This is a genomic window from Flavobacterium okayamense (assembly GCF_019702945.1).
GTDB lineage: Bacteria > Bacteroidota > Bacteroidia > Flavobacteriales > Flavobacteriaceae > Flavobacterium > Flavobacterium okayamense.
In genome coordinates this window covers 932,387-958,763 of record NZ_AP024749.1, presented here as the reverse complement: position 1 = coordinate 958,763, position 26,377 = coordinate 932,387, and the positions used below count along the sequence as shown (strand labels likewise).

At 32.2% G+C, this 26,377-nt stretch carries 19 protein-coding genes; 9 read left to right on the top strand and 10 right to left on the bottom strand.

Translation table 11 applies throughout. The annotated features are described in order from the left end of the window. Positions 1–7 precede the first annotated feature (7 nt). Positions 8–3,487, top strand: coding sequence for an efflux RND transporter permease subunit (locus KK2020170_RS04375; protein WP_221259594.1), 3,480 nt, complete (start codon positions 8–10; stop codon positions 3,485–3,487). A gap of 56 nt (positions 3,488–3,543) precedes the next feature. On the opposite strand, the gene KK2020170_RS04370 is transcribed toward KK2020170_RS04375, so the two are convergent. Both KK2020170_RS04370 and KK2020170_RS04365 read right to left on the bottom strand, forming a co-directional pair. Next, positions 3,544–3,888 carry a toxin-antitoxin system YwqK family antitoxin gene (locus KK2020170_RS04370; protein ID WP_221259593.1) on the bottom strand — a complete coding sequence of 115 codons (345 nt, stop codon included), beginning with the start codon at positions 3,886–3,888 and terminating at the stop codon, positions 3,544–3,546. Positions 3,889–4,042: 154 nt separating this feature from the next. Next, on the bottom strand, positions 4,043–5,038 hold the full coding sequence (locus KK2020170_RS04365) for a TlpA family protein disulfide reductase (protein ID WP_221259592.1): 996 nt from the start codon (positions 5,036–5,038) through the stop codon (positions 4,043–4,045). 122 nt (positions 5,039–5,160) lie between these two features. On the opposite strand from KK2020170_RS04365, the gene aspS reads away from it, so the two are divergent. From aspS to KK2020170_RS04350, 3 genes are all read left to right on the top strand, one after another. Further along, positions 5,161–6,915 carry an aspartate--tRNA ligase gene (aspS, locus tag KK2020170_RS04360; RefSeq protein WP_221259591.1) on the top strand — a complete coding sequence of 585 codons (1,755 nt, stop codon included), beginning with the start codon at positions 5,161–5,163 and terminating at the stop codon, positions 6,913–6,915. 41 nt (positions 6,916–6,956) lie between these two features. Further along, a complete protein-coding gene (locus KK2020170_RS04355) occupies positions 6,957–7,190 on the top strand; it encodes a hypothetical protein (RefSeq protein ID WP_221259590.1) in 234 nt (77 codons plus the stop codon). Positions 7,191–7,265: 75 nt separating this feature from the next. Next, positions 7,266–7,466 (top strand): cold-shock protein, encoded by a 201-nt coding sequence (locus KK2020170_RS04350; RefSeq protein ID WP_221259589.1) that lies wholly within the window; start codon positions 7,266–7,268, stop codon positions 7,464–7,466. Between the two features lie 71 nt (positions 7,467–7,537). Here the strand turns inward: KK2020170_RS04350 and KK2020170_RS04345 are convergent, their stop codons facing one another. Both KK2020170_RS04345 and KK2020170_RS04340 read right to left on the bottom strand, forming a co-directional pair. After that, a complete protein-coding gene (locus KK2020170_RS04345; RefSeq protein ID WP_221259588.1) occupies positions 7,538–8,017 on the bottom strand; it encodes a hypothetical protein in 480 nt (159 codons plus the stop codon). 75 nt (positions 8,018–8,092) lie between these two features. Beyond that, positions 8,093–9,910, bottom strand: coding sequence for a TonB-dependent receptor plug domain-containing protein (locus KK2020170_RS04340; protein WP_221259587.1), 1,818 nt, complete (start codon positions 9,908–9,910; stop codon positions 8,093–8,095). 77 nt (positions 9,911–9,987) lie between these two features. Between KK2020170_RS04340 and KK2020170_RS04335 the strand changes: the two genes are divergently transcribed. Then, a complete protein-coding gene (locus KK2020170_RS04335) occupies positions 9,988–11,475 on the top strand; it encodes an aminotransferase-like domain-containing protein (RefSeq protein ID WP_221259986.1) in 1,488 nt (495 codons plus the stop codon). Between the two features lie 45 nt (positions 11,476–11,520). Here the strand turns inward: KK2020170_RS04335 and KK2020170_RS04330 are convergent, their stop codons facing one another. The 6 genes from KK2020170_RS04330 to KK2020170_RS04305 all read right to left on the bottom strand — a co-directional run bounded on the left by KK2020170_RS04330 (position 11,521) and on the right by KK2020170_RS04305 (position 22,744). Next, positions 11,521–16,203 carry a T9SS sorting signal type C domain-containing protein gene (locus KK2020170_RS04330; protein ID WP_221259586.1) on the bottom strand — a complete coding sequence of 1,561 codons (4,683 nt, stop codon included), beginning with the start codon at positions 16,201–16,203 and terminating at the stop codon, positions 11,521–11,523. 91 nt (positions 16,204–16,294) lie between these two features. Further along, a complete protein-coding gene (locus KK2020170_RS04325; protein ID WP_221259585.1) occupies positions 16,295–16,576 on the bottom strand; it encodes a F0F1 ATP synthase subunit delta/epsilon in 282 nt (93 codons plus the stop codon). Positions 16,577–16,609: 33 nt separating this feature from the next. Then, positions 16,610–18,121, bottom strand: coding sequence for a F0F1 ATP synthase subunit beta (atpD, locus tag KK2020170_RS04320; protein ID WP_221259584.1), 1,512 nt, complete (start codon positions 18,119–18,121; stop codon positions 16,610–16,612). A 153-nt stretch (positions 18,122–18,274) separates the two neighbouring features. Continuing rightward, a complete protein-coding gene (gene glmS / locus KK2020170_RS04315; protein ID WP_221259583.1) occupies positions 18,275–20,122 on the bottom strand; it encodes a glutamine--fructose-6-phosphate transaminase (isomerizing) in 1,848 nt (615 codons plus the stop codon). Positions 20,123–20,134: 12 nt separating this feature from the next. Then, a complete protein-coding gene (gene bamH, locus KK2020170_RS04310; RefSeq protein WP_221259582.1) occupies positions 20,135–21,934 on the bottom strand; it encodes a BamH family beta-barrel-assembly machinery protein in 1,800 nt (599 codons plus the stop codon). Positions 21,935–21,937: 3 nt separating this feature from the next. Continuing rightward, positions 21,938–22,744, bottom strand: a complete 807-nt coding sequence (locus KK2020170_RS04305; RefSeq protein WP_221259581.1) for a glycogen/starch synthase — start codon at positions 22,742–22,744, stop codon at positions 21,938–21,940. A 104-nt stretch (positions 22,745–22,848) separates the two neighbouring features. Between KK2020170_RS04305 and panC the strand changes: the two genes are divergently transcribed. The 4 genes from panC (at position 22,849) to KK2020170_RS04285 (ending at position 26,377) form a co-directional block, all read left to right on the top strand. Beyond that, positions 22,849–23,694, top strand: coding sequence for a pantoate--beta-alanine ligase (gene panC / locus KK2020170_RS04300; RefSeq protein ID WP_221259580.1), 846 nt, complete (start codon positions 22,849–22,851; stop codon positions 23,692–23,694). Between the two features lie 77 nt (positions 23,695–23,771). Beyond that, positions 23,772–24,122 (top strand): aspartate 1-decarboxylase, encoded by a 351-nt coding sequence (gene panD / locus KK2020170_RS04295; protein ID WP_221259579.1) that lies wholly within the window; start codon positions 23,772–23,774, stop codon positions 24,120–24,122. Further along, complete coding sequence (locus KK2020170_RS04290) at positions 24,123–25,088, top strand: lysylphosphatidylglycerol synthase transmembrane domain-containing protein (protein ID WP_221259578.1); 966 nt, start codon at positions 24,123–24,125, stop codon at positions 25,086–25,088. A gap of 38 nt (positions 25,089–25,126) precedes the next feature. Then, positions 25,127–26,377: an alpha/beta hydrolase-fold protein gene (locus KK2020170_RS04285; RefSeq protein WP_221259577.1), complete on the top strand. Its 1,251-nt coding sequence runs from the start codon at positions 25,127–25,129 to the stop codon at positions 26,375–26,377.

The window sequence follows — 26,377 nt, the reverse complement described above, 5'->3', positions numbered from 1 at the left end:
TAAAAACATGAACAATAACACATCAGATAAAGAATTTAGACTATCCTCATGGGCAATAGAAAACAAGATGACTATATATGTAATGATGGCCTTGTTTTTCATTTTAGGATTGTCAGCATATTATAATATGCCTCGTGAAGATTTTCCAGAAGTTAAAGAAACTAAAATATATATAAGTACAGTTTATCCAGGAAACACAGCTGAAGATATTGAGCGTTTAATCATTGACCCGCTGGAAGACGAACTTAAAAATGTAAGCAATGTTGTTGAAATTGTTTCAACTTCACAGGAAGATTATGGAATTATTACCGTAGAATTTGATGAAAAAATTTCGGTTGAAGCAGCTAAACAAAAAATTAAAGACGAAGTAGATTCGAAAAAAGCTGGAGAAGATTGGCCTACTTTTAATGGTGCAAAAGTTGAACCTAATGTTTTCGATTTAAACCTTTCGGAAGAAATGCCCATTCTTAACATAAATATTTCTGGAGATTATCCTGTAAATAAATTAAAAGAATTTGGTGAATATTTAGAAGACGAAATTGAAGGTTTAAATGAAATCAAACAAGTAGATATTCGTGGTGCACAAGATCAAGAAGTTGAAGTTGCTGTAGACATCTATAAAATGATGGCATCGAAGGTAAGTTTTGATGATGTAATAAATGCAATTCGTAATGGAAATGTTACCATGTCGGCTGGGAATTTAATTGCAAATGGACAAAGACGTACGATAAGTATTAAAGGTGAAATTGACAAACCTTCTGAATTAGAAAATTTTGTTGTAAAAACACAAAATGGAGCTGTTTATCTTAAAGATATCTCTACGGTTACTTTTAAAGATGTTGATAAAACAACCTATGCAAGAGAATTTGGTAATGAAGTTGTAATGCTAGACGTTAAAAAACGTGCTGGTAAAAACATGATTGAAGCTGCTGAGAAAATCAAAAAAATTGTTGAAGACGCTAAAGAAAATGTATTACCAAGTGACCTAAAAATTACAATTGCAAACGATCAATCTTCAAGAACATTAAACCAAGTTGACGATTTAGTAAACAATATCATCTTCGGTATCATATTAGTGGTTGGGGTATTAATGTTCTTTTTAGGATTTAGAAATGCATTATTCGTAGGTTTTGCGATTCCTATGTCGATGTTCATGTCATTTATGATTATTAATCTTTTTGGCTACACATTAAATACCATGATTTTATTTGGTTTAATCATGGGCTTAGGAATGCTAGTAGATAACGGAATTGTTGTTGTTGAAAACGTCTACAGGTTAATGGATGAAGAAGGAATGTCAAGATTAGAAGCAGCTAAAAAAGGTATTGGTGAAATTGCATTACCTATTATTATATCTACTGCTACTACAGTTGCCGCATTCGTTCCTCTAGGATTATGGCCGGGTGTAATGGGTGAATTTATGAAGTTCTTCCCAATTACTTTGTCCATCGTATTAGGGTCCTCTCTATTCGTTGCAGTATTCTTTAATTCATTAATGGTTTCTCAATTTATGGATGTAAATGAGAAAATATTATCGAGAAAACAATTAATACGTTTATCACTTATATTAGTTCCCTTTGGTGCTTTCATTCTATTAGTAGGTGGTTCGATGAGTGCTCTTGGTTCGTTGATGATTTTTACAGCAATTATGTTTTGGTTGTACAAATATTTCATTAAAGATTTAACCTTATCGTTCCAAAAAAGAATACTTACAAAATGGGAAAATTGGTACGAAAAGAGTTTACGATTTGCACTTTCTGGTAGAAAACCATATTTTATTACAGGATTAATGGGAATACTTTTCCTATTGGTTTTAGGATTATACTTTGGATGGAGCGTAGGAAGTGGAAGAACGAAAGTGGAGTTTTTTCCAGATAATACTCCAAATCAAATTATAGTTTATATTGAATATCCTCAAGGAACTGATATTGCAAAGACAAACGAAATAACATCTTCAATTGAAAAAAGAGTTTATGCTGTTCTAAATCAAAAATTAGAAGGAGAAGATATTATAAATCCTGAAGACAATACAAACTATCTGGTAGAAAGTGCTGTTTCCCAAGTTGGCGAAGGTGCCGGTAATCCACAAACTGATGGTGGTTCTTCTGCTGAAATGCCACATAAAGGTAAGATTACGATATCTATGCGAGAGTATAAATTTAGAAATAGTTTAGACTCTGAAGACCTTCGTAGAAAAGTTCAAGAAACTTTAAAGGATGTTTATCCAGGTGTAATTGTATCTGTAGAAAAAGATGCTGTTGGTCCTCCTGCTGGTTATCCTGTTAACATTGAAATTAAAGGTAATGATTATGATGAATTAATCGTAACTGCCGAAAAGATGAAAGACTTCTTAAACGATAAAAATGTTCCGGGAGTTGATGAATTAAAAGTAGATGTTAACAAATCTAAACCTGCAATGAAAGTGGTGGTTGATCGAGCTAAAGCTGGCGAAATGGGCGTTTCTGCAGGACAAGTTGGCAACCAATTAAGACGTTCAATTTTTGGTGAAAAAGCTGGAATCTATAAAAAAGATGGGGATGATTATGATATTTATGTTCGCTTTAATGAAGATATAAGATATAATCAAAGTGCTTTATTTAACCAAAACATTATCTTTAGAGACATGGCATCAGGGCAACTGAAAGAAATTCCAGTTTCTACTGTTGCATCTCAAAAGAATACCTCTTCATTTAGTGCAATTAAACACCGCGACACTGAAAGAGTTGTTGTTTTATATTCTGCATTAGCACCTGGATATACTGATGCTGGTTCAGTTGTGGCACAAATTCAAGCTGAAATGGCAGGTTTTGATGTTCCTAAAAATATTAAAATTGATTACACTGGTCAAATCGAAGAACAAAACAAACAAATGGGCTTCTTAATGGGGGCTTTAATTTCAGGTTTAGGTTTAATTATGCTCATCTTAATCTTCCAATTCAACTCTATATCTAAACCTTCAATCATTATGATTGCTGTGTTCTTAAGTTTCATTGGTGTATTCTTAGGATTAATGGTAACAGGTTGGCCTTTTGTTATTATGATGACCATGATGGGAATTATCTCACTCGCAGGAATCGTAGTTAACAATGGTGTTGTACTTCTAGATTATACGCAATTATTATTAGATAGAAGAGCGAAAGAATTACAACTTGTAGATGGCGAAACTTTACCGAAAGAAGAAGTGTTTAATGCAATTGTTAAAGGAGGAAAAGCTCGTTTAAGACCAGTACTATTAACCGCTATTACAACTGTTTTAGGTTTAATACCTTTAGCTATAGGTTTAAACATCGATTTCTTTGGTTTATTCTCAGAATTTAATCCTCACTATTATCAAGGTGGAGATAACGTTATATTCTGGGGACCTTTAGCATGGACTGTTATATTCGGTTTAACGTTTGCAACCTTCCTTACTTTAATAGTTGTACCCGTATTATTTTACTTGGTTAGTCTATTAAAGATTTGGATTAAGAACAGAAAGAATAAATAAATACAATTAAAAAAGGCTGTGAAAATTCACAGCCTTTTTTAATAAATATATTTGGTTTAGTTTTTAGCTAAAGCTTCTCTAGACCATTTTTTAACATCTGCCACACGGCTGTCATTAAAATCTACTTCATTTAATGAATTTTCATTCCAGAAAAACCATTTTCCAACTTTTTTCCCGTTTTGATATTCACCTGTTGTTTGTCTAGTTCCGTTTTCATTATATGAAACCCATTTACCATGAAGTTTTCCATCTAAGTAGAATCCTTGTTCTTTTATTTGTCCATTATCATGATAATATGTTGCTTTTACCATTTGGTCAACCACTTCAAACTTTGGCTCAACTTCTTGTGCAAACATCATTCCCGAAGCCAATAAAACCGACATAATTACTAATTTTTTCATATTCTTTCCTTTTAATTGGTTAACAATTGTATAACAAATATAAAAATTATTTTACACTAAACAAACTATTTCTTAACAATTTGGTAACATTGAAAAAATTAACATAAAAAAACCGTTGGATTACCCAACGGTTTCAATGAATAATAACCTTAATTTATTTTAGTAATTTATCAAATGTTTCATAAATATCAGCAGACGAAGGTCTTGGTGCATCAGCATTAACGATTTCACCTTTTGGTCCAATAATAATAAATCTTGGGATTCCATTTATTTGATATCCTTTTACAAAATCAGAATTCCAATCATTATCAGCAAAAAGCTGAACTCCACCTAATTCTTTCTCATCTACAAACTTTTTCCATTTCTCATGGTCTTTGGCTTTATCAACTGAAATACTTACAAAAACAATATTTTTCTTACCATGATAATGTTCTTCTAATTTCTTTAAATGAGGGATTTCCGCTCTACATGGTCCACACCATGTAGCCCATACATCAACGTAAACATATTTACCACTAAAATCTTCTAATTTAGTTTTTCCACCTTTATGATTTTCATAATCAAATGTAGGAGACTTTTGACCGTTTAATTTTCTAACTTTAAGAGATTCGTTATAATAGGCTTGTAATCCCGTCATGCTTTGTTCAAACTGCATTTTATAAGAATCAACAAAACTAGTTTCTAAATCTTTCCCATTAAGTTTTGCTAGAACTGATTCTTTTCTTTTAGCTAAAAGATCAGGAAAGTCTTCTTCAGATGCTTGTAATAAAGTGCTATAATCAAATTTTTCATCGTCTCTAGCCATATCAGCTAAAAAATTATTTTCGTTAGAGCCCTTTCCAGAAAATTGAATAGTTTCATCAAACTCTTTGGCATCCATTGTCATACTTAAGCTATAACCATTCTTTAAGTAAACCTGAGCATACTCAGCACCATCAAATAATTGATAAAAACCTTCAGTTACAGAAAACTCATCTTTAAAGTTTCCGTTTTTGTCGGCAACAATAATTTTAGAAAACCCTCTAGATCTAATAGTTAAAGAATCGCTGTTTCTGTTTTCAATTTTAGCTGTAAAAACTACTTTATCATTATCAAAATAAGTAAACGACAATGCAATTAGCGCAGCAAATAGTAATGTTATTTTTTTCATAAGTTTAGTGTTTGGGTAAAGATACTTTTTTTAATAAAACCACAATAAAATAATTCAGGATTATAGTGATATAAAACGTTAAAATTTGATTTTTGTTGTTATTTTTGCAAAAAAATATTCTGATGTATAGAAGTCATTCATGTGGTGAATTAAAAGCCTCACATATTAATAAAGAAGTTACTTTAGCAGGTTGGGTCCAAAAATCAAGAGATAAAGGATTTATGATTTGGGTTGATCTTAGAGATCGTTATGGTATTACACAATTAATTTTTGACGAACAAAGAACTGCAAAAGAAGTATTTGAAAAAGCAAAAACGCTAGGTCGCGAATTTGTTATTCAAGTAAAAGGAACCGTTATTGAACGTGAGTCGAAAAACAAAAACATTCCTACAGGTGATATTGAAATTTTAGTTTCTGAATTAACAATCTTAAACGAAGCAATGCTTCCTCCTTTTACCATTGAAGATGAAACGGATGGTGGTGAAGATTTACGCATGAAATATCGCTACTTAGATATTCGTAGAAATCCAGTAAAAGAAAAATTATTATTCCGTCATAAAGTAAGCATGGAAGTTCGTAAATACCTTTCTGATCAAGGTTTTTGCGATATTGAAACGCCTTATTTAATTAAATCTACTCCAGAAGGTGCTCGTGATTTCGTCGTACCAAGTAGAATGAATGAAGGTCAGTTTTATGCGTTACCACAATCGCCACAAACTTTCAAACAATTGTTGATGGTAGGTGGAATGGATAAATATTTCCAAATTGTGAAATGTTTCCGTGATGAAGATTTACGTGCTGACCGTCAACCAGAATTTACGCAAATTGACTGTGAAATGGCATTTGTGGAACAAGAAGACATTTTAAATATGTTTGAAGGTTTAACGCGTCATTTACTAAAAGAAATAAAAGGTGTAGACGTAGAAAAATTCCCAAGAATTACTTACGACTACGCAATGAAAACTTACGGAAACGACAAACCAGACATTCGTTTTGGAATGAAGTTTGGCGAATTAAACGAAGTTGCCCAACATAAAGATTTTGGCGTTTTCAATTCTGCTGAATTAGTTGTTGGTATTGCCGTTCCGGGATGTGCTTCATTTACCAGAAAAGAAATCGATGCTTTAATTGACTGGGTAAAACGTCCACAAGTTGGTGCAAGCGGAATGGTTTATTGTAAATATGAATTAGACGGAAGCTTAAAATCTTCAGTAGATAAATTCTACGACCAAGAAGATTTGAAAAAATGGGCTGAAGTTACGGGTGCACAACCAGGTGATTTAATCTTAGTATTATCTGGAAATGCAGATAAAACGAGAACGCAATTATCAGCATTACGTATGGAATTAGGAAATCGTTTAGGTTTACGTAAGTCAGACGAATTTGCGCCATTATGGGTTGTAGATTTCCCTCTTTTAGAATGGGATGAAGAAAGCGGACGTTATCATGCAATGCATCATCCATTTACATCGCCAAAACCGGAAGATATTCATTTAATAGATACAAAACCTGGAGCAATTAGAGCCAATGCTTATGATATGGTTTTAAATGGAAATGAAATTGGTGGAGGTTCAATTCGTATTCACGATAAAGGATTACAAGCTAAAATGTTCGACTTATTAGGCTTTACAAAAGAAGAAGCAGAAAATCAATTTGGATTCTTAATGAATGCTTTCCAATATGGTGCGCCACCTCACGGAGGTTTAGCTTTTGGTTTAGATAGATTAGTTGCAATTTTAGGCGGACAAGAAACCATTCGTGATTTTATTGCTTTCCCTAAAAACAATAGCGGTAGAGATGTTATGATTGACGCTCCTTCTGTTATTGACAACAAACAATTAGAAGAATTACATATTCAATTAAATATAAAAGCATAATTTTAAGGGTTCATTTAGAACCCTTTTTATTTCTTAAAAAAATGAAATACGTATTACAACTATTACTAATTATCTTTTTAATATTAGCCGGTTATGGCTTTTATTTAAATAGTCAAATTCCAAAATCTGGTGATAAATGGATAGGTTTTAGTGTTTTATTAATTGCTTTTGGAATTATGCCCCTTTTTATTGCAAGCCGCTATAAGAAGAGTAAAATGGGTGAATTTCTTAAAAATCAAGGTAATAAATCAACAGAAAATTCTGAAAATCAGTAATTTTTTTGCTTTAAAAGTTGGTTACATCATTAATAAGACTATCTTTGAACATTATTAATATTTTTTTATTACAAAATGCGAACAGGCAAAGTTAAATTCTTCAATGAAGAAAAAGGTTACGGTTTTATTACTGATGATGAAACTGGAAAAGACATTTTCGTACACGTTACAGGTTTAAGAGTTGAGAAATTAGAGCAAGGAGAAGCTGTAAGTTACGAAGAAGAAGACGGAAAAAAAGGTAAAGTAGCTGCTCAAGTAGTAGTTATCGAAGACTAATATAGATTACGATTATTATTTTTTGATTACCTAGAGTAAAAAAATCCCGAGCAGTGCTCGGGATTTTTGTTTTATAACCATTTCTTTTCTCTTTCCGTAGCATCTAGGATATCAACTCCAAGTGCTAGTTTAAAATGGTTTGCTACTTCAAAAGCATCTTTTTTAGTATCTGTTTTGTAAAAAGTGATATGCTTATTTTTATTGTAAAATAAATTTACATGAATGATATCATACGACTGAGTAGTTTCGGCAGTAACCACTCTAACCGTTTGGCTTTCTTTTGTTTTAAAAACAGAAACATATTCGAAATCCGGTATTGGATTCCATTTACCTATCTTAATTCCAAACAATGAATGAATAGTTCTATAAGTCTTACTAGACAGATCAATTTCAGAACCTTCAGCAACGTTAAGTCCAAGTCCAATAACTACAAATATTAAAGCCATTAAGCTTCCTGTAAGTACTAACATAACGATTCCTAAAAAAGCAAAGCTAAAACCAAAAAATCTTTTTACTAATGAGATTGGTTTTTGATAATTAATAATATTCATTTCCTTGATTTATATTAATAAAAAAAGAGATTACAAAATTGCAATCTCTTTTCAAATTTAAACTTTTAAAACTTACTAAAAAAAGTATTTTAACCCAAATAGTACATTTCCTTTTGGCATCGGTATCATTCCTGCTTCTACATATTCTTCATCAAAAATATTATTCGCATACATAGAAAGTTCAATTGCTTTTATTCTGTAACTAATATTGGTATCATAAACATTGTAGCTAATTCCCGAAGTACGTTCTACATAGCGATAAGCAAAAGTTGTGTTAAACCCTTTAAAGAAATTAAATTGTAAACTACTCGTAAACTGATGCTTCATTGAGTTAATTGAATATTGTGAAAAATTTGCATCACTCTCTTTTACATCATTATCTAAATACGCGTAACCCAACTGAATTTTTTGCTGTAAATTATTTAATGAAAATAAATAATCCATTTGCGTTTCGTATCCTTTTGTGTTTACACTTTGAATATTTTGTGCTTGCCAAGCATCAGTAGTATTTTCACGAACATAATCAATTAGGTTGTCTGCATCTCGATTAAAAACTGCAACCGACATGTTGAACTTCTTACTCAAATATTTTAATCCAACCTCTTGCGAAAAAGCTTCTTCAGTATTCAAATCGGTATTACTAATTGTCGTTGGCGAAGTATAGTATAAATTTGTATAGGTTGGTACTCTATAAGACGTTCCAATGTTTCCGTAAGCTCTAAATTTATCAGAAATTTTAACACCTAAATCTAAACCTGGAAAAACTTGGTTATCGAAATCTGAAAAATATGATGCTGAAACTCCTGGTGTAACATCTAAAATATTGTTGAAAAACTGAAAACGATGTTCTAAAAACAAACTTGCAATTTCTCTTTGATTATCACCTAATCGGTTACTACCAATGTAATATTTAGAAAACTCTACACCAAAACCTGTAATTCCTATTTTTGATTGATACGATCCGTTTAATTCGGCAGCAACTTTATTTGTGATGTGCATATTTCTGTAAGCCGATGGATTGCTTCTAATATATAAATATAAATCTTGGTTTCTTCTCCAATACACTTTTGGTTTCCAAGTAAAATTGCCTTTTTTGATAGTAGTCGAAAAACCAATTAAACTTGCCTGAGTTTCTTCATATTGTTCTGTTGCCGAAGCAATTCCATAAAATCCATTTGCTCCAAATTTTCTTTCACTAAGTGTAGCAATGAAATCGATTGGCAACTTATCTTTATTAAACTGACTTTTTACAAATACATTCGTATTATCAAAATCTGTATTGTGACGATATCCTTCAGAGAAATTTTTGCCCACATGAACTAAATGGCTTGATTTCCCCATGTTGATTGTTCCAGTTGCTTCGCCTAAAAATTGATGAAAAGAACCTCCTTGTACCTTAGCAACTAATGAATTATCTGGTGCGTCTTTAGTAACAATATTGATGGCTCCACTATATGCATTTTGACCAAAAATACGAGCAGCTGGACCTTTAATAACTTCAATTCTTTTGATAACTTCAATAGGTAATTGTAAATTCATGGTATGATGTCCCGTTTGCGCATCATCTACCTTAATCCCATCTATTAATAATAAGGTTTGATCAAAACTTCCACCTCTTATGTATAAATCCGATTGCATTCCGTTAACACCTTGACGACGCACATCAATTCCAGCAATTTGTTGTAAAGCGTCGGCTACATTTGTCACTCCTAATTTTTTTATATCTTCAGCAGTAACAATTTGAATGGTTCTTGAATTTTCTTTAAATGGTAAATCAATTCGAGAAGATGTCACTACAACTTCTTTCAAAGTATCCATTTTTTGAATATCTTCCTGTGCATTTCCTTTTAAAACCGCGAAAACAAGCGGTAATAAAACACCAATTTTTCTCATTTGTATAAAATTATTTCTTTAAAACGGTGCAAAAGTCGTAACTTTCCGGACTACTAAAATAGTCCAGTTTGAAAAATATAGATAGTCCGGTTGTTGCTGTTTTAAAAAAAATCATTCAGTTTGAAAAGACAGCTGAGAATCCTGTATTTATTCAGATTTCCCAACAAATTATAAATGCAATTCAACGCGGAATTTTATTAAAAGGAGCTGCATTACCTGGAACACGAATTTTAAGTCAGGCTTTACATATTCATCGCAATACTGTAGTCGCAGTTTATGAAGAATTAGCCTCGCAAGGTTGGGTTGAAATTATTCCAAATAAAGGCACTTATGTTTTAATTCCAGAACTTAAAACTGCATCAATTAAAGCAATTCATGAAAGTAAAAATACAGATAATGAATATGCAAAAACAACTGGATTTACCTTTCAAACTTCTTTTCACTTAGCTTCAACAGATGAACACAACAATGCAAGTTTAAGTATTAATGATGGTCAACCCGATTTAAGATTGCATCCTATACATCAGTTTTCAAAATGGTATAGTGCTTCCATGAAAAGGAAAAATTTAATTACTAAATGGAACAAAACAACTTCATATTCAAACTTTGAAGTACAATTAGCCAATTATCTTAACGCTACTCGTGGGTTTAAAATAAATCCGAACAATATTATGAACACACGTAGTACCGAAATGAGTCTGTATATTATTTCACAATTATTATTAAAAAAAGATGATCTCGTTTTGGTGGGTGATTTGAGTAATTATGCCTCCAACATGATTTTTCAGGAAGTTGGGGCAAAAATTAAAACCATTAAAACAGATGATTTTGGCTTGAACATAGAACAAATTAAAAACCTTTGTAAAAAAGAAAAAATACGAAGTATTTATGTTTGTTCTAACAGACATTATCCAACAACAAATTCCTTAAGCCCTGAAAGAAGATTACAATTGTTAGAATTGGCTAACCAATACAAATTTGCAATTATTGAAGACGATTTCGATTATGACTTTCAATTTGAAGGAACGGCTAAACTTCCTTTAGCATGTTCTGATATTAACGGCCAAGTTATTTATTTAGGAAAATTAGGACAATCACTTTTTCCAAGTTTTCAAACAGGTTTCGTAGTAGCGCCAGAAAATTTAATTCTTGAAGCTAAAAACTATTTACAAATTCTAGACAAACAAGGAGACTTAATTCAAGAACAAATGTTATCGGAATTAATTTATGAAGGCGAAATTCATCGATTGATTAAAAAGAATATTCTGATTTACGAAAAACGCTTGAAATTTTTATGCCAACTTTTAAATCTACATTTTAAAGACACTATCACTTATAAAAAACCGAATGGTGGACTTGCTATTTGGTTAGAATTTACTCAAAAAATCTCTTTAATAAAACTTGCTGAAGAAGCTTTAAAACTCGATTTACATTTACCAAAAAAGATCTTGTACCAAGATAAAAATGTTTGCGCAATTCGATTTGGTTATGGACAACTAAACGAAGAAGAGTTAGAAGTTGCAATTCAAAAATTGAAGGAAGCTTACGCTAAAGCTTTAAAATAAAAAAGTCCTGCAATTTACAGGACTTTTAGTTTTAACTTTTAAATATTATCTAAAAAGTAATTTTTTAGTTAATTCTTGTTCATTTACAAGTTTAATCTTGACTATTAATGCTTGGTTATTTGAATGTAAACCTGAAATTTGCATTTCTTTCTGATTTACATTGTTACTTTGATAAATTTTTCTTCCTAATAAATCAAATACTAAAACTTCTTTGATAAATTCTTTAGGTGAATTTATAGTTACAACTTCATTATTAACAAAAACTAAAACCGAATTTTCATCAACAAAGTCATCATTAGCTAATAAAGAATTCTTGTAAACTATTTCAAATCGCTCATTAAAAACACCATCTTGAGATGTAAATACATAAGGGCTTACCTTTAAATCATGAATCATATTTATTAACTTATCATTGATAAATATATCTTGATTATCAAACAAACCTTCTTGATTATCGATCGAAATACTATAAGTTCCTGCTGTAACAGCTTTTAATCCTAGAGGAACGGTATCATCATCAGTAAATGGTAGTGGTCTTCCTTGGATTACATGTTCACTATCTTCAACTATGTTGTATAATGTAGTTTTTGATTGATCTAACATTTTTCCATCAATTCCGTGATCAAATCCAACAGTAGCATTATCTACATAAGCAATTAGGATTTGATTATATGGTGTATTGTCTTTGCTTAAATTCAACCACAATCTGTCTTTTTCTAAAGTTGTATTAGCATTTTTAAAGAATTGTGTACTTACTGATGCATTTCTTCTTTGCGTGTTATTAAACTCGGCAACTGTTGTTGCATTTGTTTGAATATAAAACCCTTGGCCTGTTTGAATTGTTCCATTAGGAACCTTTGCGCTTGCAAAAGCCGCAACACCACCTGCTCCTGCTGTATAAGAAGCAAAGTTGTTTTGCGGATAAGAACCACCACTAGCAGGAGTTGTGTTCGTCCAAAAATATAAGGTTCCAATACTAGTATTATCCTCTAAAAATGTATTTGCATCAATTGGAGAAGCATAAGGATTTCCTAAGACATTTATCCCTGTACCAATATTTTGATTTATAATTCCATTATAAGGAACACCACTAAATTGGCCATTAAATACAGTTGGACCTGTATAAGTGTTATCGGCACGAATCATATAACCTTTTCCACTAACAAAATTAGTAGTTGGGTCTACTGACTGATAAGCTGTAGGTGTAGTTGTACCAGTATATAAATACTCATAAAAACGTGTAGCTACAGTATTAGGAGAAAATGCTTGCAATTGTTGACCCGAAACTGGCGATGACCAAGCTGTATAATCCAATCTATTCATCACTGAAGCATCTCTTTTTACTATTATATTTCCAGTATTAATACCCGCATCATTTATTTGACGTAATGCAGCATTGTTTTCAATGGTTAATAAAGATCCATTATCAATAGTAATATCTCCATCTACAATTAAAGTATGTCCTGAATTGAATGTTACTTGAGCGTTATTGGTTATGGTAACTGAACATGCTTCTAAATTAGAAGCTGAATTATAATTACCAGTAAAAATTGCCCCTTTAGTTGCCGAAGCTACCCCATTTGACCAAGAAGAACCATTCCATGTCGTTGTAGTTGAACATTTTGGTACAAATTTCAAGTCATCTATTGCAATATCAGAAGTGAAACTTGTTCCTGTTATCCCTCTAATTCGTATTTTAATTGTTTCGCCTTGATATGCATAAAGTGAAGTTGAAGAAACAAACCACTGGTTTCCTTGGTCTCCAGATATTGCTGGGATAAAATCTTCATTCCATATACCGTTTACAAAAACATCTACATGTAGGCTTCCCATTGCTGCTCCAAACATATGATAAGCAAACTCAAAATCATATTGTTGGTCTAACAATATACATTGGCTTTCTAAAATAGCTATTTGTCCATTACAAGCTGAAGTTTCCAAGTATAAATAATTTCCGCCAGAAACTCCTGGATTGTAATCTAACGAAGGTCCTGTATTAGCAGAAGGTGTTCCATTTTCGTCTACCCTCCAATCAATATTGTCTTCTGAACCATTTGTTAAGTTTGACCATAAACCTCCTAACCCACAAACTGTCGTCCCACAATCAGAACCTGTACCACATAAAGCATATGATTCTAAATTATCATTAAACGCAGTTGCTATACTTCCTCCACTTACTTGAATGTAAGAAGGGTTTGTTTTAATATCATTTCCAAAACTATTCGTAGCTGTTAATGCTATAGTATAACTTCCAGGTGAAGTAAATTGAACTTGAGGGTTTTGAGAAGTTGAATTTGTACTATTTACATAAACAAATGTTGCTGGTGTAATTGACCAAGACCAAGACGTAGGTGAAAAATCAGAATTGTCATACAAAGTGAATGTATTACCAACACAACCGCTTGTTGTATTTGCATAAAAACATGCATTTGGCGCTAGGTTTCCTGGATCTTTTAAATCTCCTTTCCATAAACCTTGACCGTATGTACTTGCATAAATAGTACTTCTACATTCTAAATTATTATAATGAATTTCTAATTCTGTTATTTCAACATTAGGAAGACCTGTACTATAAAGTGACCAATCAGACATAGTGTTATCTCTATAGTAAACGCCAACGTCCATACCAACATACATCGCATCAATAGAACTATCTTTATCTATAACAATAGTATTTAAAGAAATATTAGGAAGTGTTCCTGCAATATTTGTCCAACTCACTCCACTATTTGTCGATTCATAAATATCATTCCCTAGTGCAATAAATAAATGTGTTGGATCCGTTGGGTCTATTTCAATATCCTTTGGAGTAGATGCAACTGGTAAATTAGCATTTAAATTTGTCCATGTTGGAGAAGCCGCTAAAGCATTTGTAGTACTATAAAATTTATTTGTTCCATTTCTAGACACATACATTACATTACTATTTGATGGTGCAATGGCTAAATCTACAATAGTACTAGTGCCTCCAAAACTTGAAATTGAAGTCCAAGTTGATCCCGTTCTTACTGCTGTATTTTTCCAAATGTTAGCAAATCCAGCGAACATTGTATTTGCATTATTAGGGTCTAATTTATAGGGTGTAACCCACGGGCCATTTTCTGTAATTCCTCCAGCAATAGCAGCAAAAGTTGTTCCGCCGTTTGTAGATCTTCTTATATCACCGTAATATAATGCACCATACATATAATTTTCATCGGTTGGATCAATAATACATTCCATTCCATCACCTCCAATCTCAGTTATAAACTCAGAACCCCTACTAATAGTTGTTCCATTGTCTTGATGACCATTTATAACCAAGTCAGTGACTGTTTGCGAAACTCCTATTTTATAAGTTTGAGCAATTGCTAAACCGCTACTTAACTCATCCCAAGTTGAGCCTTCATTAGAAGAAACATGAATTCCACCATCATTACCACTAAAAATTTCATTTGTATGAGGAGAAAATTCTAAGGCATGTTGATCAGCATGAACAGGAGCAACACCTCCACTTCCTACCCAGTGTGCGACACAAGTCATAGTAGTTCCTCCATCGACTGATTTCCAAATATTTACACCTCCTGTATAAATAACATTAGCATTTGTTGGATCAGCAGCAATTACTAAATCATACCAAGCTTGACTTCCTGCACCTCCAGTAACATCATATCCTAAAACATTTGGAGTTGAAGTTCTTGTTGTAAAACTTAGTCCACTATTTGTAGAACGATAAATACCCATTAAACCAGAACCGTTTCCAGCAATCATATACACATAACTAGGCTGATTTGGTGTTACTGCTATTGCAATTCGCTGAGAACCAGTAGGCACCCCTGTTGTTACTTGTGTAAAAGTTAAGCCCCCATTTGTAGAGACATCAAAACTAGTACCAGATGCGTATATTGTATTAGGATCTCCTGGTTTAAATGCTATATCTTTCATTGATGAACTTGTTGCAGTAAATGCCCAATTTAAACCTCCATCTGTACTTCGATATATTCTACTCCCACTTGTTGAAGCAATCAAAATATTTGGGTCAGATGGATTCATCAATATTTCATATACCGTTCTATTACCCATACCTGAATTCTGCGGAGACCAAGTCAATCCTCCATCAACACTTCTCCAGACACCATAACCAGGTGCATCTCCAGCATCTCTATCTCCAGTACCAATATAGATGATATCAGGATTTGAGGGATTAATTACAATACTAGAAACACCTAACCTTGTTAGTCCATTTGAATATTCTGTCCAAGTCAATCCATTATTATTAGATTTCCAAAGACCTCCAGACGGAGCTCCTACATAAATTACATTAGAATCAGTTGGATGAAATGCAATACAATTTAATCTACCATTTCCATTTGGTTGTCCAGTACCATTAGTAGGAAGAGGTATTGGTCCTAATTGTTCCCAGTTACCTGTTCCAGAAGCATATCTAAAATTGGAATGTGAATTTATGTAATTTTCCATTTCGTTTAAAACATGTCCTTCAGGTGGGAAATTACCATTTACATCAACTCTGCCTTGCCAATAGTAACGCCATCTTTCAAATTGTTTGATACCTAAACCCTTAGGTATTGTTTTAGAATTTAAAAGTTTTGAATTTTTATAGTTTTCAAAATCGTTTTCAATTGTAAAGAAATTTTCATTTCTATCAGACATCTTTTTTTGCCAAATATTTTGAGCATTACCTAAAAATGCAAAAATGAAAATTAAAGTAAAATGTAGAATTTTTTTCATACCTAACTGAAATAAAGTTAATTGTATTTCAAAAATAAAAAAGTCCTGTTAATAAAACAGGACTTTTTAATATAAATGTGTAAATTTTAATTTAATCAGCTAAAACAATAACTTTGTTGTCTTGCATTTCTATAGTACCAGAAGTAATTGGCAACCAATAATTTTGCTCATTAACTTTATTAAATTTAGAAGCAAATTCCTTCTGAATTTTAATATTTTGGGCATTAATTTTCACATTCCCTTTAGTTAATAAAGAAACGATTGGCGCGTGATTATTTAACATCTGGAATTCACCATTAACTCCGGGAACTGCTACAGAAGTAACTTCTCCTTTAAATAATGTTGCTTCGGGTGATACTATTTCTAAAATCATTTTTTTTTATTTAAGCTTTAGGCTAAAACTATATTATGCTTCAGCTAACATTTTCTCTCCAGCTTCGATAGCTTCTTCGATAGTTCCTTTAAGGTTGAAAGCAGCTTCTGGTAAGTGATCTAATTCACCGTCCATAATCATATTGAAACCTTTGATAGTATCTTTAATATCTACTAATACACCTGGAATACCTGTAAACTGTTCCGCTACGTGGAAAGGTTGAGATAAGAAACGTTGAACACGACGTGCTCTTGATACAGCTAATTTATCTTCTTCAGACAACTCTTCCATACCTAAGATCGCAATAATATCTTGTAATTCTTTATAACGTTGTAAAATCTCTTTTACTCTTTGTGCACAAGCATAGTGCTCTTTTCCTAAAATTTCTGGAGTTAAAATACGAGAAGTAGAATCTAATGGATCTACAGCTGGATAAATACCTAACTCAGCAATTTTACGAGATAATACTGTTGTAGCATCTAAGTGCGCGAAAGTTGTAGCTGGCGCTGGATCCGTTAAGTCATCCGCAGGCACATATACCGCTTGTACTGAAGTAATAGACCCTTTCTTTGTTGAAGTAATACGCTCTTGCATTGCACCCATCTCAGTTGCTAATGTAGGTTGGTAACCTACCGCAGATGGCATACGTCCTAATAACGCTGAAACCTCAGAACCTGCTTGTGTAAAACGGAAGATATTATCAACGAAGAATAATACATCTTTACCTTGATCTTCACCTGCACCATCACGGAAATATTCTGCAATAGTTAAACCAGATAAAGCAACACGTGCACGAGCTCCTGGTGGCTCATTCATCTGACCAAAAACGAAAGTAGCTTTAGAATCTTTCATTCCGTTTTTGTCAACTTTAGTTAAATCCCATCCACCATTTTCCATAGAGTGCATGAAATCTTCACCATATTTAATAATACCTGATTCTAACATCTCTCTTAAAAGGTCATTTCCTTCACGAGTTCTCTCACCTACCCCTGCGAATACTGATAAACCTCCGTGACCTTTTGCAATATTGTTAATCAACTCCTGAATTAATACTGTTTTACCAACACCAGCACCACCGAATAAACCAATTTTACCTCCTTTTGCATAAGGCTCAATTAAATCGATTACTTTAATACCTGTGAATAAAACTTCAGTTGAAGTTGATAAATCTTCAAATTTTGGTGCCGCTCTGTGGATTGGCAAACCGTTTTCACCTTGTTTAGGTAAGTCACCTAGACCATCGATAGCATCACCAATTACATTGAATAAACGACCAAAAACCTCTTGACCAATCGGCATTTGAATAGCAGAACCTGTAGCTAATACTTCAGTTCCTCTAGACAAACCATCGGTAGAGTCCATAGAGATTGTACGAACAGTATCTTCACCAATGTGTGATTGAACCTCTAATACTAATTTAGTTCCGTCTGCTTTAGTGATTTCTAATGAATCATAAATTTTTGGAAGCTCGGCATTTGTTGTGTCAAACACTACGTCTACAACCGGTCCGATAATTTTTGCAACTTTTCCTGTGAATTTAGACATTGCTTATGTATTTATTTAATAGCTATTTACGTGATGAAAAACATCTCGGTTTTTCAGAGTGCAAAGATAGTTTTTTTAAAAACAATTTTGCAATATATTTTTTGAATTTTTTATAATAAAAAAGCGAAATTTTAAAATTTCGCTTTATATTTCTTATTCAACTGTAACAGATTTTGCTAGATTTCTTGGTTGATCTACATTACAACTACGCATAACTGCAATATGATATGACAGCAACTGCAAAGGTATTGTTGTTAATAATGGAGTAAGTGCTTCATTAGCTTCAGGTATTTCAATAACGTGGTCTGCTAACTCTTTTACCTGCACATCGCCTTTGGTTACAACTGCTATTATTTTTCCACTTCTAGATTTGATCTCTTGAATATTTGAAACCACTTTATCGTAATGCCCTTTATTAGGAGCAATAACTATAACTGGCATTTGCTCATCGATTAAAGCAATTGGCCCGTGTTTCATTTCTGCTGCCGGATAACCTTCTGCGTGTATATACGAAATCTCTTTAAGCTTTAAAGCTCCTTCTAGAGCAACTGGAAAATTATAACCTCTTCCTAAGTACAAACAATTTGTTGCTCCTTTGTAAATTGAAGCAATTTCTTTTGCAATCTGGTCTGTTTTTAAGGCTTCTTCTACCTTTTCAGGAATCATTTCTAACTCTAAAAGGTAACGCTGATATTCCGAGTGGTTCATTGTCCCTTTTGCTTTTGCCAATCGAAGTGCTAATAAAGTTAAAATTGTAATTTGAGTTGTAAATGCTTTTGTTGAAGCCACACCAATTTCAGGACCAGCATGTGTATAAGCTCCAGCATGAGTTTCACGAGAAATCGAGGAACCAACTACATTACATACTCCAAATACAAAGGCACCATTTTCCTTTGCAAGTTTGATTGCCGCTAATGTATCAGCAGTTTCGCCAGACTGAGAAATTGCAATAACTACATCATCTTTATTGATAATTGGATTTCTATATCTAAATTCTGAGGCATACTCAACCTCAACAGGAATTCTTGAAAATTCTTCAATTATATATTCTGCAACTAATCCTGCATGCCATGAAGTTCCACAAGCAACAATTAAAATTCTTTTTGCATTTGTAAACTTCTCAATATTATCCTCAATACCTGCCATTTGGATAATACCTTTATTTGCTAACAAACGACCTCTATAGGTATCTTTAATTGCGTTAGGTTGTTCGAAAATTTCCTTTAACATGAAATGCTCGTAACCCCCTTTTTCAATTTGCTCTAAATTCATTTGCAACTCTTGAACATAAGGGTCAACAAGTGTATCATCTTTAATTTTACGAACCTTCATTGGCTTATGTAATCGAACAATAGCCATTTCTTCATCTTCCAAATAAATAGCGTTGGAAGTATATTCTATAAATGGTGAAGCGTCAGACGCAATAAAAAACTCATCCTCTCCGATTCCTATAGCTAATGGCGAACCTAAACGAGCTACAATTATTTCATTTGGTTTCTCTTTGTCAAAAACAGCTATTGCATAAGCTCCAACCACTTGGTTTAATGCAATTTGAACAGCTTTTCCTAACCCAACATTTTCTTTCTTCTTAACGTCTTCAATTAGATTAATTAAAACTTCAGTATCTGTATCTGACTTAAAAGTATAACCTCTATTTATTAATTCTTTCTTAATTGGCTCATAATTCTCAATAATTCCATTATGAATAATAACCAAATTACCAGAATTTGAATAATGAGGGTGAGAGTTAACATCATTTGGTACTCCATGTGTAGCCCAACGTGTATGACCCATACCTATATTACCGTTCTTTGTGTTTTCAACATCAGCCTTAGCTTCTAAATCAGAAACCTTTCCTTTAGTCTTAGAAAGTTTCAAATCAGAACCATCATATAGCACAATTCCTGCACTATCATACCCTCTATATTCTAAACGCTTAAGACCTTTAATAATTAAAGGATAAGCTTCTCTATGTCCAATATATCCAACAATGCCACACATAATAAAAGAAAATTAATAGCTTTCAGTATAATAAATTTCTAATTTCATTTTTTTATCTTCATCACCTGGCACTGGATTACTTCCAAAAAGCACAGTCCCGGTAGGATTCATTACATTTGCCACGGGAACAAATTCATTAAAAACTGAATTAGGTCCAGGAAATAACTCAATTGAATTTAACAAATAAGCATTTGTAGATAAATTTATTGATTCTGTAACACAAACACCTAATCTAACGTTTTGATTTAAATCTTCATCTTCATTATTAATAATTCTGTTGATATATTCTGTAAGACGAATTGTGTACTTAATTCCCTTTTTATCACCAGAATCTTCTCTAACAATAAATCCTCCAAAGGCACTTTTATTATTTTTAGGGTTTGATGATGTTGTTGGATCAGCATAATAATCAACAATAGGAGCATTATTAGTAGCATCAAACAAATATATGCGTTCAGGTTCAACCTGACCAGAACCACTCATTGCCGTTTGATCTATGTAAAAAGTTAATTTAGCATCGTTTATTAACCATTTTTTGATTCTTAACTGATCTAATTTATCTGGCACTCCATTACTGCCAGAAACTAAATCACCATTTTCATCAACAGACTCAACATCCAAATCACCAAATAAATCTATGTATACTATGGAACCTTGACCTCCTTTTAAATATAATTTAGAATCACCATTTACAGATGTTTCAGAATTATTTGTTTCCATATTAACCAATTCAGTTGCATATGCTGGCGATGGGTTATATTCAAACAAGTTTATTGAATTACACTTATTTGGACCTGATGCTGTGTAACCCATTCTTAAAGTTAACTCTCTTCTTGATTTTTCAGGATTTGGTTCTTCTGTCGTTGGCTCTACAAAAGATGATTTAAAAATTATTTTAATTTCAGCTTTTGAAAAATCTAGCATTGCCATTGATCCAACACCTGGAGAGTTTTCAGTAATTTTAAAATATAGTCCTTTAAAATGATTCTTGAAGGTATTATTATTAAATAAAATACTTGTAGAATTACTTCCTAAATTTAACTGATTAGCTGGGTCCAAAATTTTTGTTTGAAAAAAACTATTTTTCAAATCTAACCATAATCCGGGTTGCTTTCTAACTTCAACTACTCGTAACGATTCATCTGTTTGGTTTGCTAATACATTACCATCTTCATCAACAAAAAGACCATTACCATCAGTTTTATAAATTCTTATCTCATCATCACTAATAAAAAATTGAGAGTTTTGAGATGTGTTTACACTGTTATTTAACAGCTCTGAACCTTTGTAAGTTTCCACTTCTGTTTGGTCATTAAAATACTTTTGACTCTCTTCGTAATTCTCCGTTGGGTCGTAATCAATTAAAGTAAATCCGTTTTCATAAACCTCCAAATTAAAATTTACATTCTCGTCAAAATTGTAAACCGAATCTAAAACAAATGTTCTATTTCCATCAGCATCTGTTATCGTTTCAGCTGCATCAACAAAATAAGGAACATAAAGATAAACAGAATCAATTTCAGGATTGTATCCAATAGCTGCGCCTTCATTTGTTAATTCTATTTGAGAAACAAAACTAGCCTTTGTAACACCAAAAAAAGGATCATTATAAATACCTATAGCATTAACAGGTAAATTATTAGATTGAACTGAACCAGTACTTTTAGAATATGCTTTTAAATCTTCAACCAAATATTTTTGAAAATTATAGTTTCCTCCATTTACCAAATCAGATCCAACCGTATTGTAATCTTTATCACATGACACTATTAATGCAAAAATTGCAAAAACAAGAAATAAACTCTTTTTCATATTTTATAAAACTTCTTCTTTAATAAAGTTTGTGTATAACTCTTGAACACTATCTTTTGAGGCGAAAGGTAAGAAAGGTTTTTCTGAAGATTCTATATATTTTGTTAAAGTTGGATTTAGGTTTTCAGAACCAATTACAACCGCATCAGAATGATCTATTGTTAGCTTCATTAAATTTTCAAATGTTGGTTCAGAAACTTTCGAAGCAACTTCATCACCAATATTATCAAAATTCAATTTTGATTGTAATTTTTCATCTAAGTTACCTTCGAAACCTAGATTATAAACTGAAGTTATAATTTTTGTATCAGCAAAAATACCTTCATCTTTATAATAATGCTTTAAGTAAACCGGCAATAAAGCAGCCATCCATCCATGTACATGAATTACATCTGGCACCCAATTTAATTTCTTAACTGTTTCTACAACACCTTTTGCAAAGAAAATTGCTCTCTCATCATTATCTGTAAACAAATTTCCGTCTTCATCAGAAAAAGTAGCCTTTCTTTTAAAGTATTCATCATTATCAATAAAATAAACTTGTATTCTTTCTTTAGGAATAGACGCTACCTTAATGATAAGTGGCATATCCATATCATTTACAACCAAATTCATTCCCGATAAGCGAATTACCTCGTGCAACTGATGTCTTCTTTCATTAATATTCCCATAGCGAGGCATAAAAATTCTAATTTGCCCGCCCATATCATTTATCATTTTTGGGAATTCATACGATTGAATTGAAACTTCGTTTTCAGCTAAATAAGGTACAACTTCAGATGATACATACAATATCCTCTTATCTTCCATACTATTTTGTTTATCGGTTTATATCTAAAAAACATGCAAAAATACAAAATTTTTATGGATTTTTCTACTAAAGTGGTAAGTTTGCCAACTAAACAATTTTCTAAATGTTGGTTTTTACCGAAAAGGTCAATTTACAAAAACACCTAGAGTCTTTTCATAAGACAAATAAATCTGTAGGATTCGTTCCTACGATGGGAGCCCTTCATGAAGGTCATTTATCTTTACTTGAACAGTCCTTAATAGATAACGAAATAACTGTTATTAGTATTTTTGTAAATCCAACTCAGTTTAACAATTCTGAAGACTTAAAAAAATACCCTCGAACTTTAGATAACGATGTTAAAAAAATAGAATCTTTAAGTAAAGAAATAATCGTTTTTAGCCCCTCAGTAGATGAGATTTATCAAGGAAAGACAATTTCATTAAGCTTCAATTTTGATGGCCTTGAAAATCAAATGGAAGGCAAGCATAGGCCAGGACATTTTGATGGTGTAGGTACAATAGTAAAGATGCTCTTCGAGATTGTTAAACCAAACAAAGCTTATTTTGGTCAAAAAGATTTTCAACAACTTCAAATTGTAAAAAAACTTGTTTCAAAATACAAGATTCCAGTTGAAATTATTGGTTGCCCTATACATAGAGAAAGTAACGGACTTGCAATGAGTTCAAGAAACCAAAGACTCTCAGAAAAAGCAAAAAACGATGCTTCTTTGATTTACAAAACCTTGAAAAAATCAAAAGAAATCTTCAAAACAAAGTCAGCTAATGAGACCATTAAATTTGTAGAACGTGAATTTTCAAAACATCCTGATTTCGAACTAGAGTATTTTGAAATTGCCGATGAAAAAACACTTCTTACATGCAAGCGTAAAAGTAAATCGAAAAAATATAGAGCTTTTATCGCTGTTTTTGTTGAAGGAATTCGTTTAATAGACAACTTAAGCTTATAATCGGCATAAATTTTGGTAAAAAGTAAATCAGAAAAAATTTAACTTCATTTAATTATTAAAATAATTAACTTTGCACAATGCATATTCAAGTAGTAAAATCAAAACTTCACCGAGTTACCGTAACAGGGGCTGATTTAAATTACATTGGCAGTATTACCATTGACGAAGCTTTAATGGAAGCAGCCAATATTATTGAAGGTGAAAAAGTTCAAATCGTTAACATTAATAACGGCGAGCGTTTAGAAACTTACGCTATTAAAGGCCCGAGAGAAACTGGAGAAATTACCTTAAATGGTCCAGCAGCTAGAAAAGTTCATCGTGGCGACATTATCATTATTATTTCTTATGCTTCAATGGATTTTGAGGAAGCTAAAAAATTTAAACCAACTTTAGTTTTTCCAAACGAGAAAGATAACTCTTTAACTTAATTGAATAAAAAATTAAAAAATACTTTAAGTATAGCGCTCCCAATTTTATTGGGAGTTTTTTTAATTATATACACTTACAACTCTTTCACTGGTGAGCAACTAGATAAAATGAAGAGTTATTTTGTTAACGCCAACTATTTCTTTGTTGGCCTTTCAGGAATATTAGCTTTTTTAGGCTATATTTTAAGAGCTTACCGCTGGCGTTATACTCTTGAATATATTGGACACCCTTCTGATTTTAAATTTAACCTAACAGTCATTAGCATTGCTTATTTTTTAAATTTAACCATTCCAAGGTCTGGAGAAATTTCTAGAGCCGCAATTCTCACTCAATATAAAGAAGTGCCATTTGACAAAGGTTTTGGAACCATTATAGCCGAAAGAATTGTAGATTTTATAATTCTTATTCTTTTCATTTTAACAGCAGTAATCTTAGAGTTTTCTACTCTAAAAAGTTTTCTTTTAGAATACATTCCAGTAAAAACATTAATAATTATAGCAGTATTAGGTTTGTTTTCGGGTATTTTAGGTCTTTATCTCTTATTGTATTCTAAAATTCCATTTATTTTGAAAATAAAAGAGAAAATTTCAGGTCTTTCTCAAGGCATATTAAGTGTTTTTAAAATGCCAAATAAAACTCCATTTTTAATTCAAACGATTTTAATTTGGTTTACATATATTTTGATGTTCTATTCCGTTATTTATGCCTTGGACGAGACTAGAATAATTTCATTTGGAGCTGTTATAGTAGCATTTGTAATAGGCAGCTTAACTATCGCATTCACTAATGGAGGTTTTGGTTTTTTTCCGGTTTTAATTGCAAAAATATTACTCCTTTATAACATACCCGAAGAAGCAGGAAATGCATTTGGCTGGATTGTTTGGACATCTCAACTTATTGTTACAATTTTCTTTGGAGGTTTAGCCTTTTTAATTCTTCCAACCTTTACTAAAAAATCAAATTAATTAGTATATTGCTGTTCTAAATTTAATTACCTAAAATTATGAGATCAGCGTTACTTTTATTATTAACTTTTGTTACTAACATGGTTTTTTCTCAAACATTTGAAGAAACCATAGATTCTAAAAAACTTGGTGGTTCTAGAAATTTTTCAGTTACACTACCTCCATACTATGAGCAAAATGTAGACAAAAAGTACCCTACTCTTTTAATCTTAGATGGCGAATATCTTTCTGCTCCATTCAATGGAATATTAAAATATGGTAACTACTGGGATGATTTACCTGAGATGATTGTCATTTCAGTTTATCAGAATTATGGCGAACAACGCTTTAAAGACAGCGAATTTGACGAAGCGGGACTACCTTCTGGTTCTGGCGCAGCGTTTTTTGAATTTTTAGGCATGGAACTTTTGCCTTATGTGGAAGGAAAATATCGCACACAACCTTTTCGAGTAATTGCTGGTCACGATACAACAGCTGGTTTTTTAAACTTCTATTTGTACAAAGACAATCCTGTATTTAACGGCTATATATCACTAGCTCCTGAAATGGCTCCTGAAATGGAAAAGAGAGTTGCAGAGCGTTTAGCAACAATTCAAAAACCGGTAATGTATTATCAAGCAAGTGGTCAAGGTGACTTGCCAGAGTTAAGAGATAAAACAGCTGCTTTAGACCAAAACATCAAAGCCATTGGAAATAAAAATTTTAGATACCAATATGATGATTTCCCTGGAGCGTCTCATTATTCATTGGTTGCTCAAGCAATCCCTCATGCTTTATATTTCATTTTTGATGGTTACCAACCGATATCTATGGTAGAATTTCAAGATAAAATCGTTAAACTAGATAGCGGTTACACGCAATATTTAATTGATAAATATGAGAATTTAGAGAAAAACATGGGATTAAAAGTTACTCCACGTTTAACAGACTTTAAAGCAATTGAAGCTGCAATTGTAAAAAATAAAGCCTATCCTGAATTACAAGATTTATCAAAATATGCTGAAAAACAATATCCAAAGACTACTTTAAGTGTTTATCATCAAGCATTGTATTACGAAAAAATGGGCGAATACAAAAAAGCTATCAAAACATATAATAGTGCATTTACACGCGAAGCCATTCGCGAATTATCAAAAGATTATATGTTAAATCGTGCAGAAAGACTTAAAAACAAAAAAGACGAGTCTATTACTGAAGAATATTCAGATCCTGAAGTACAATATGATGAAAACGGAAATGTAATTGAGCCTACTTCTGAAGAAGGTGAGAAAAAAGAAGATGAAGAATAA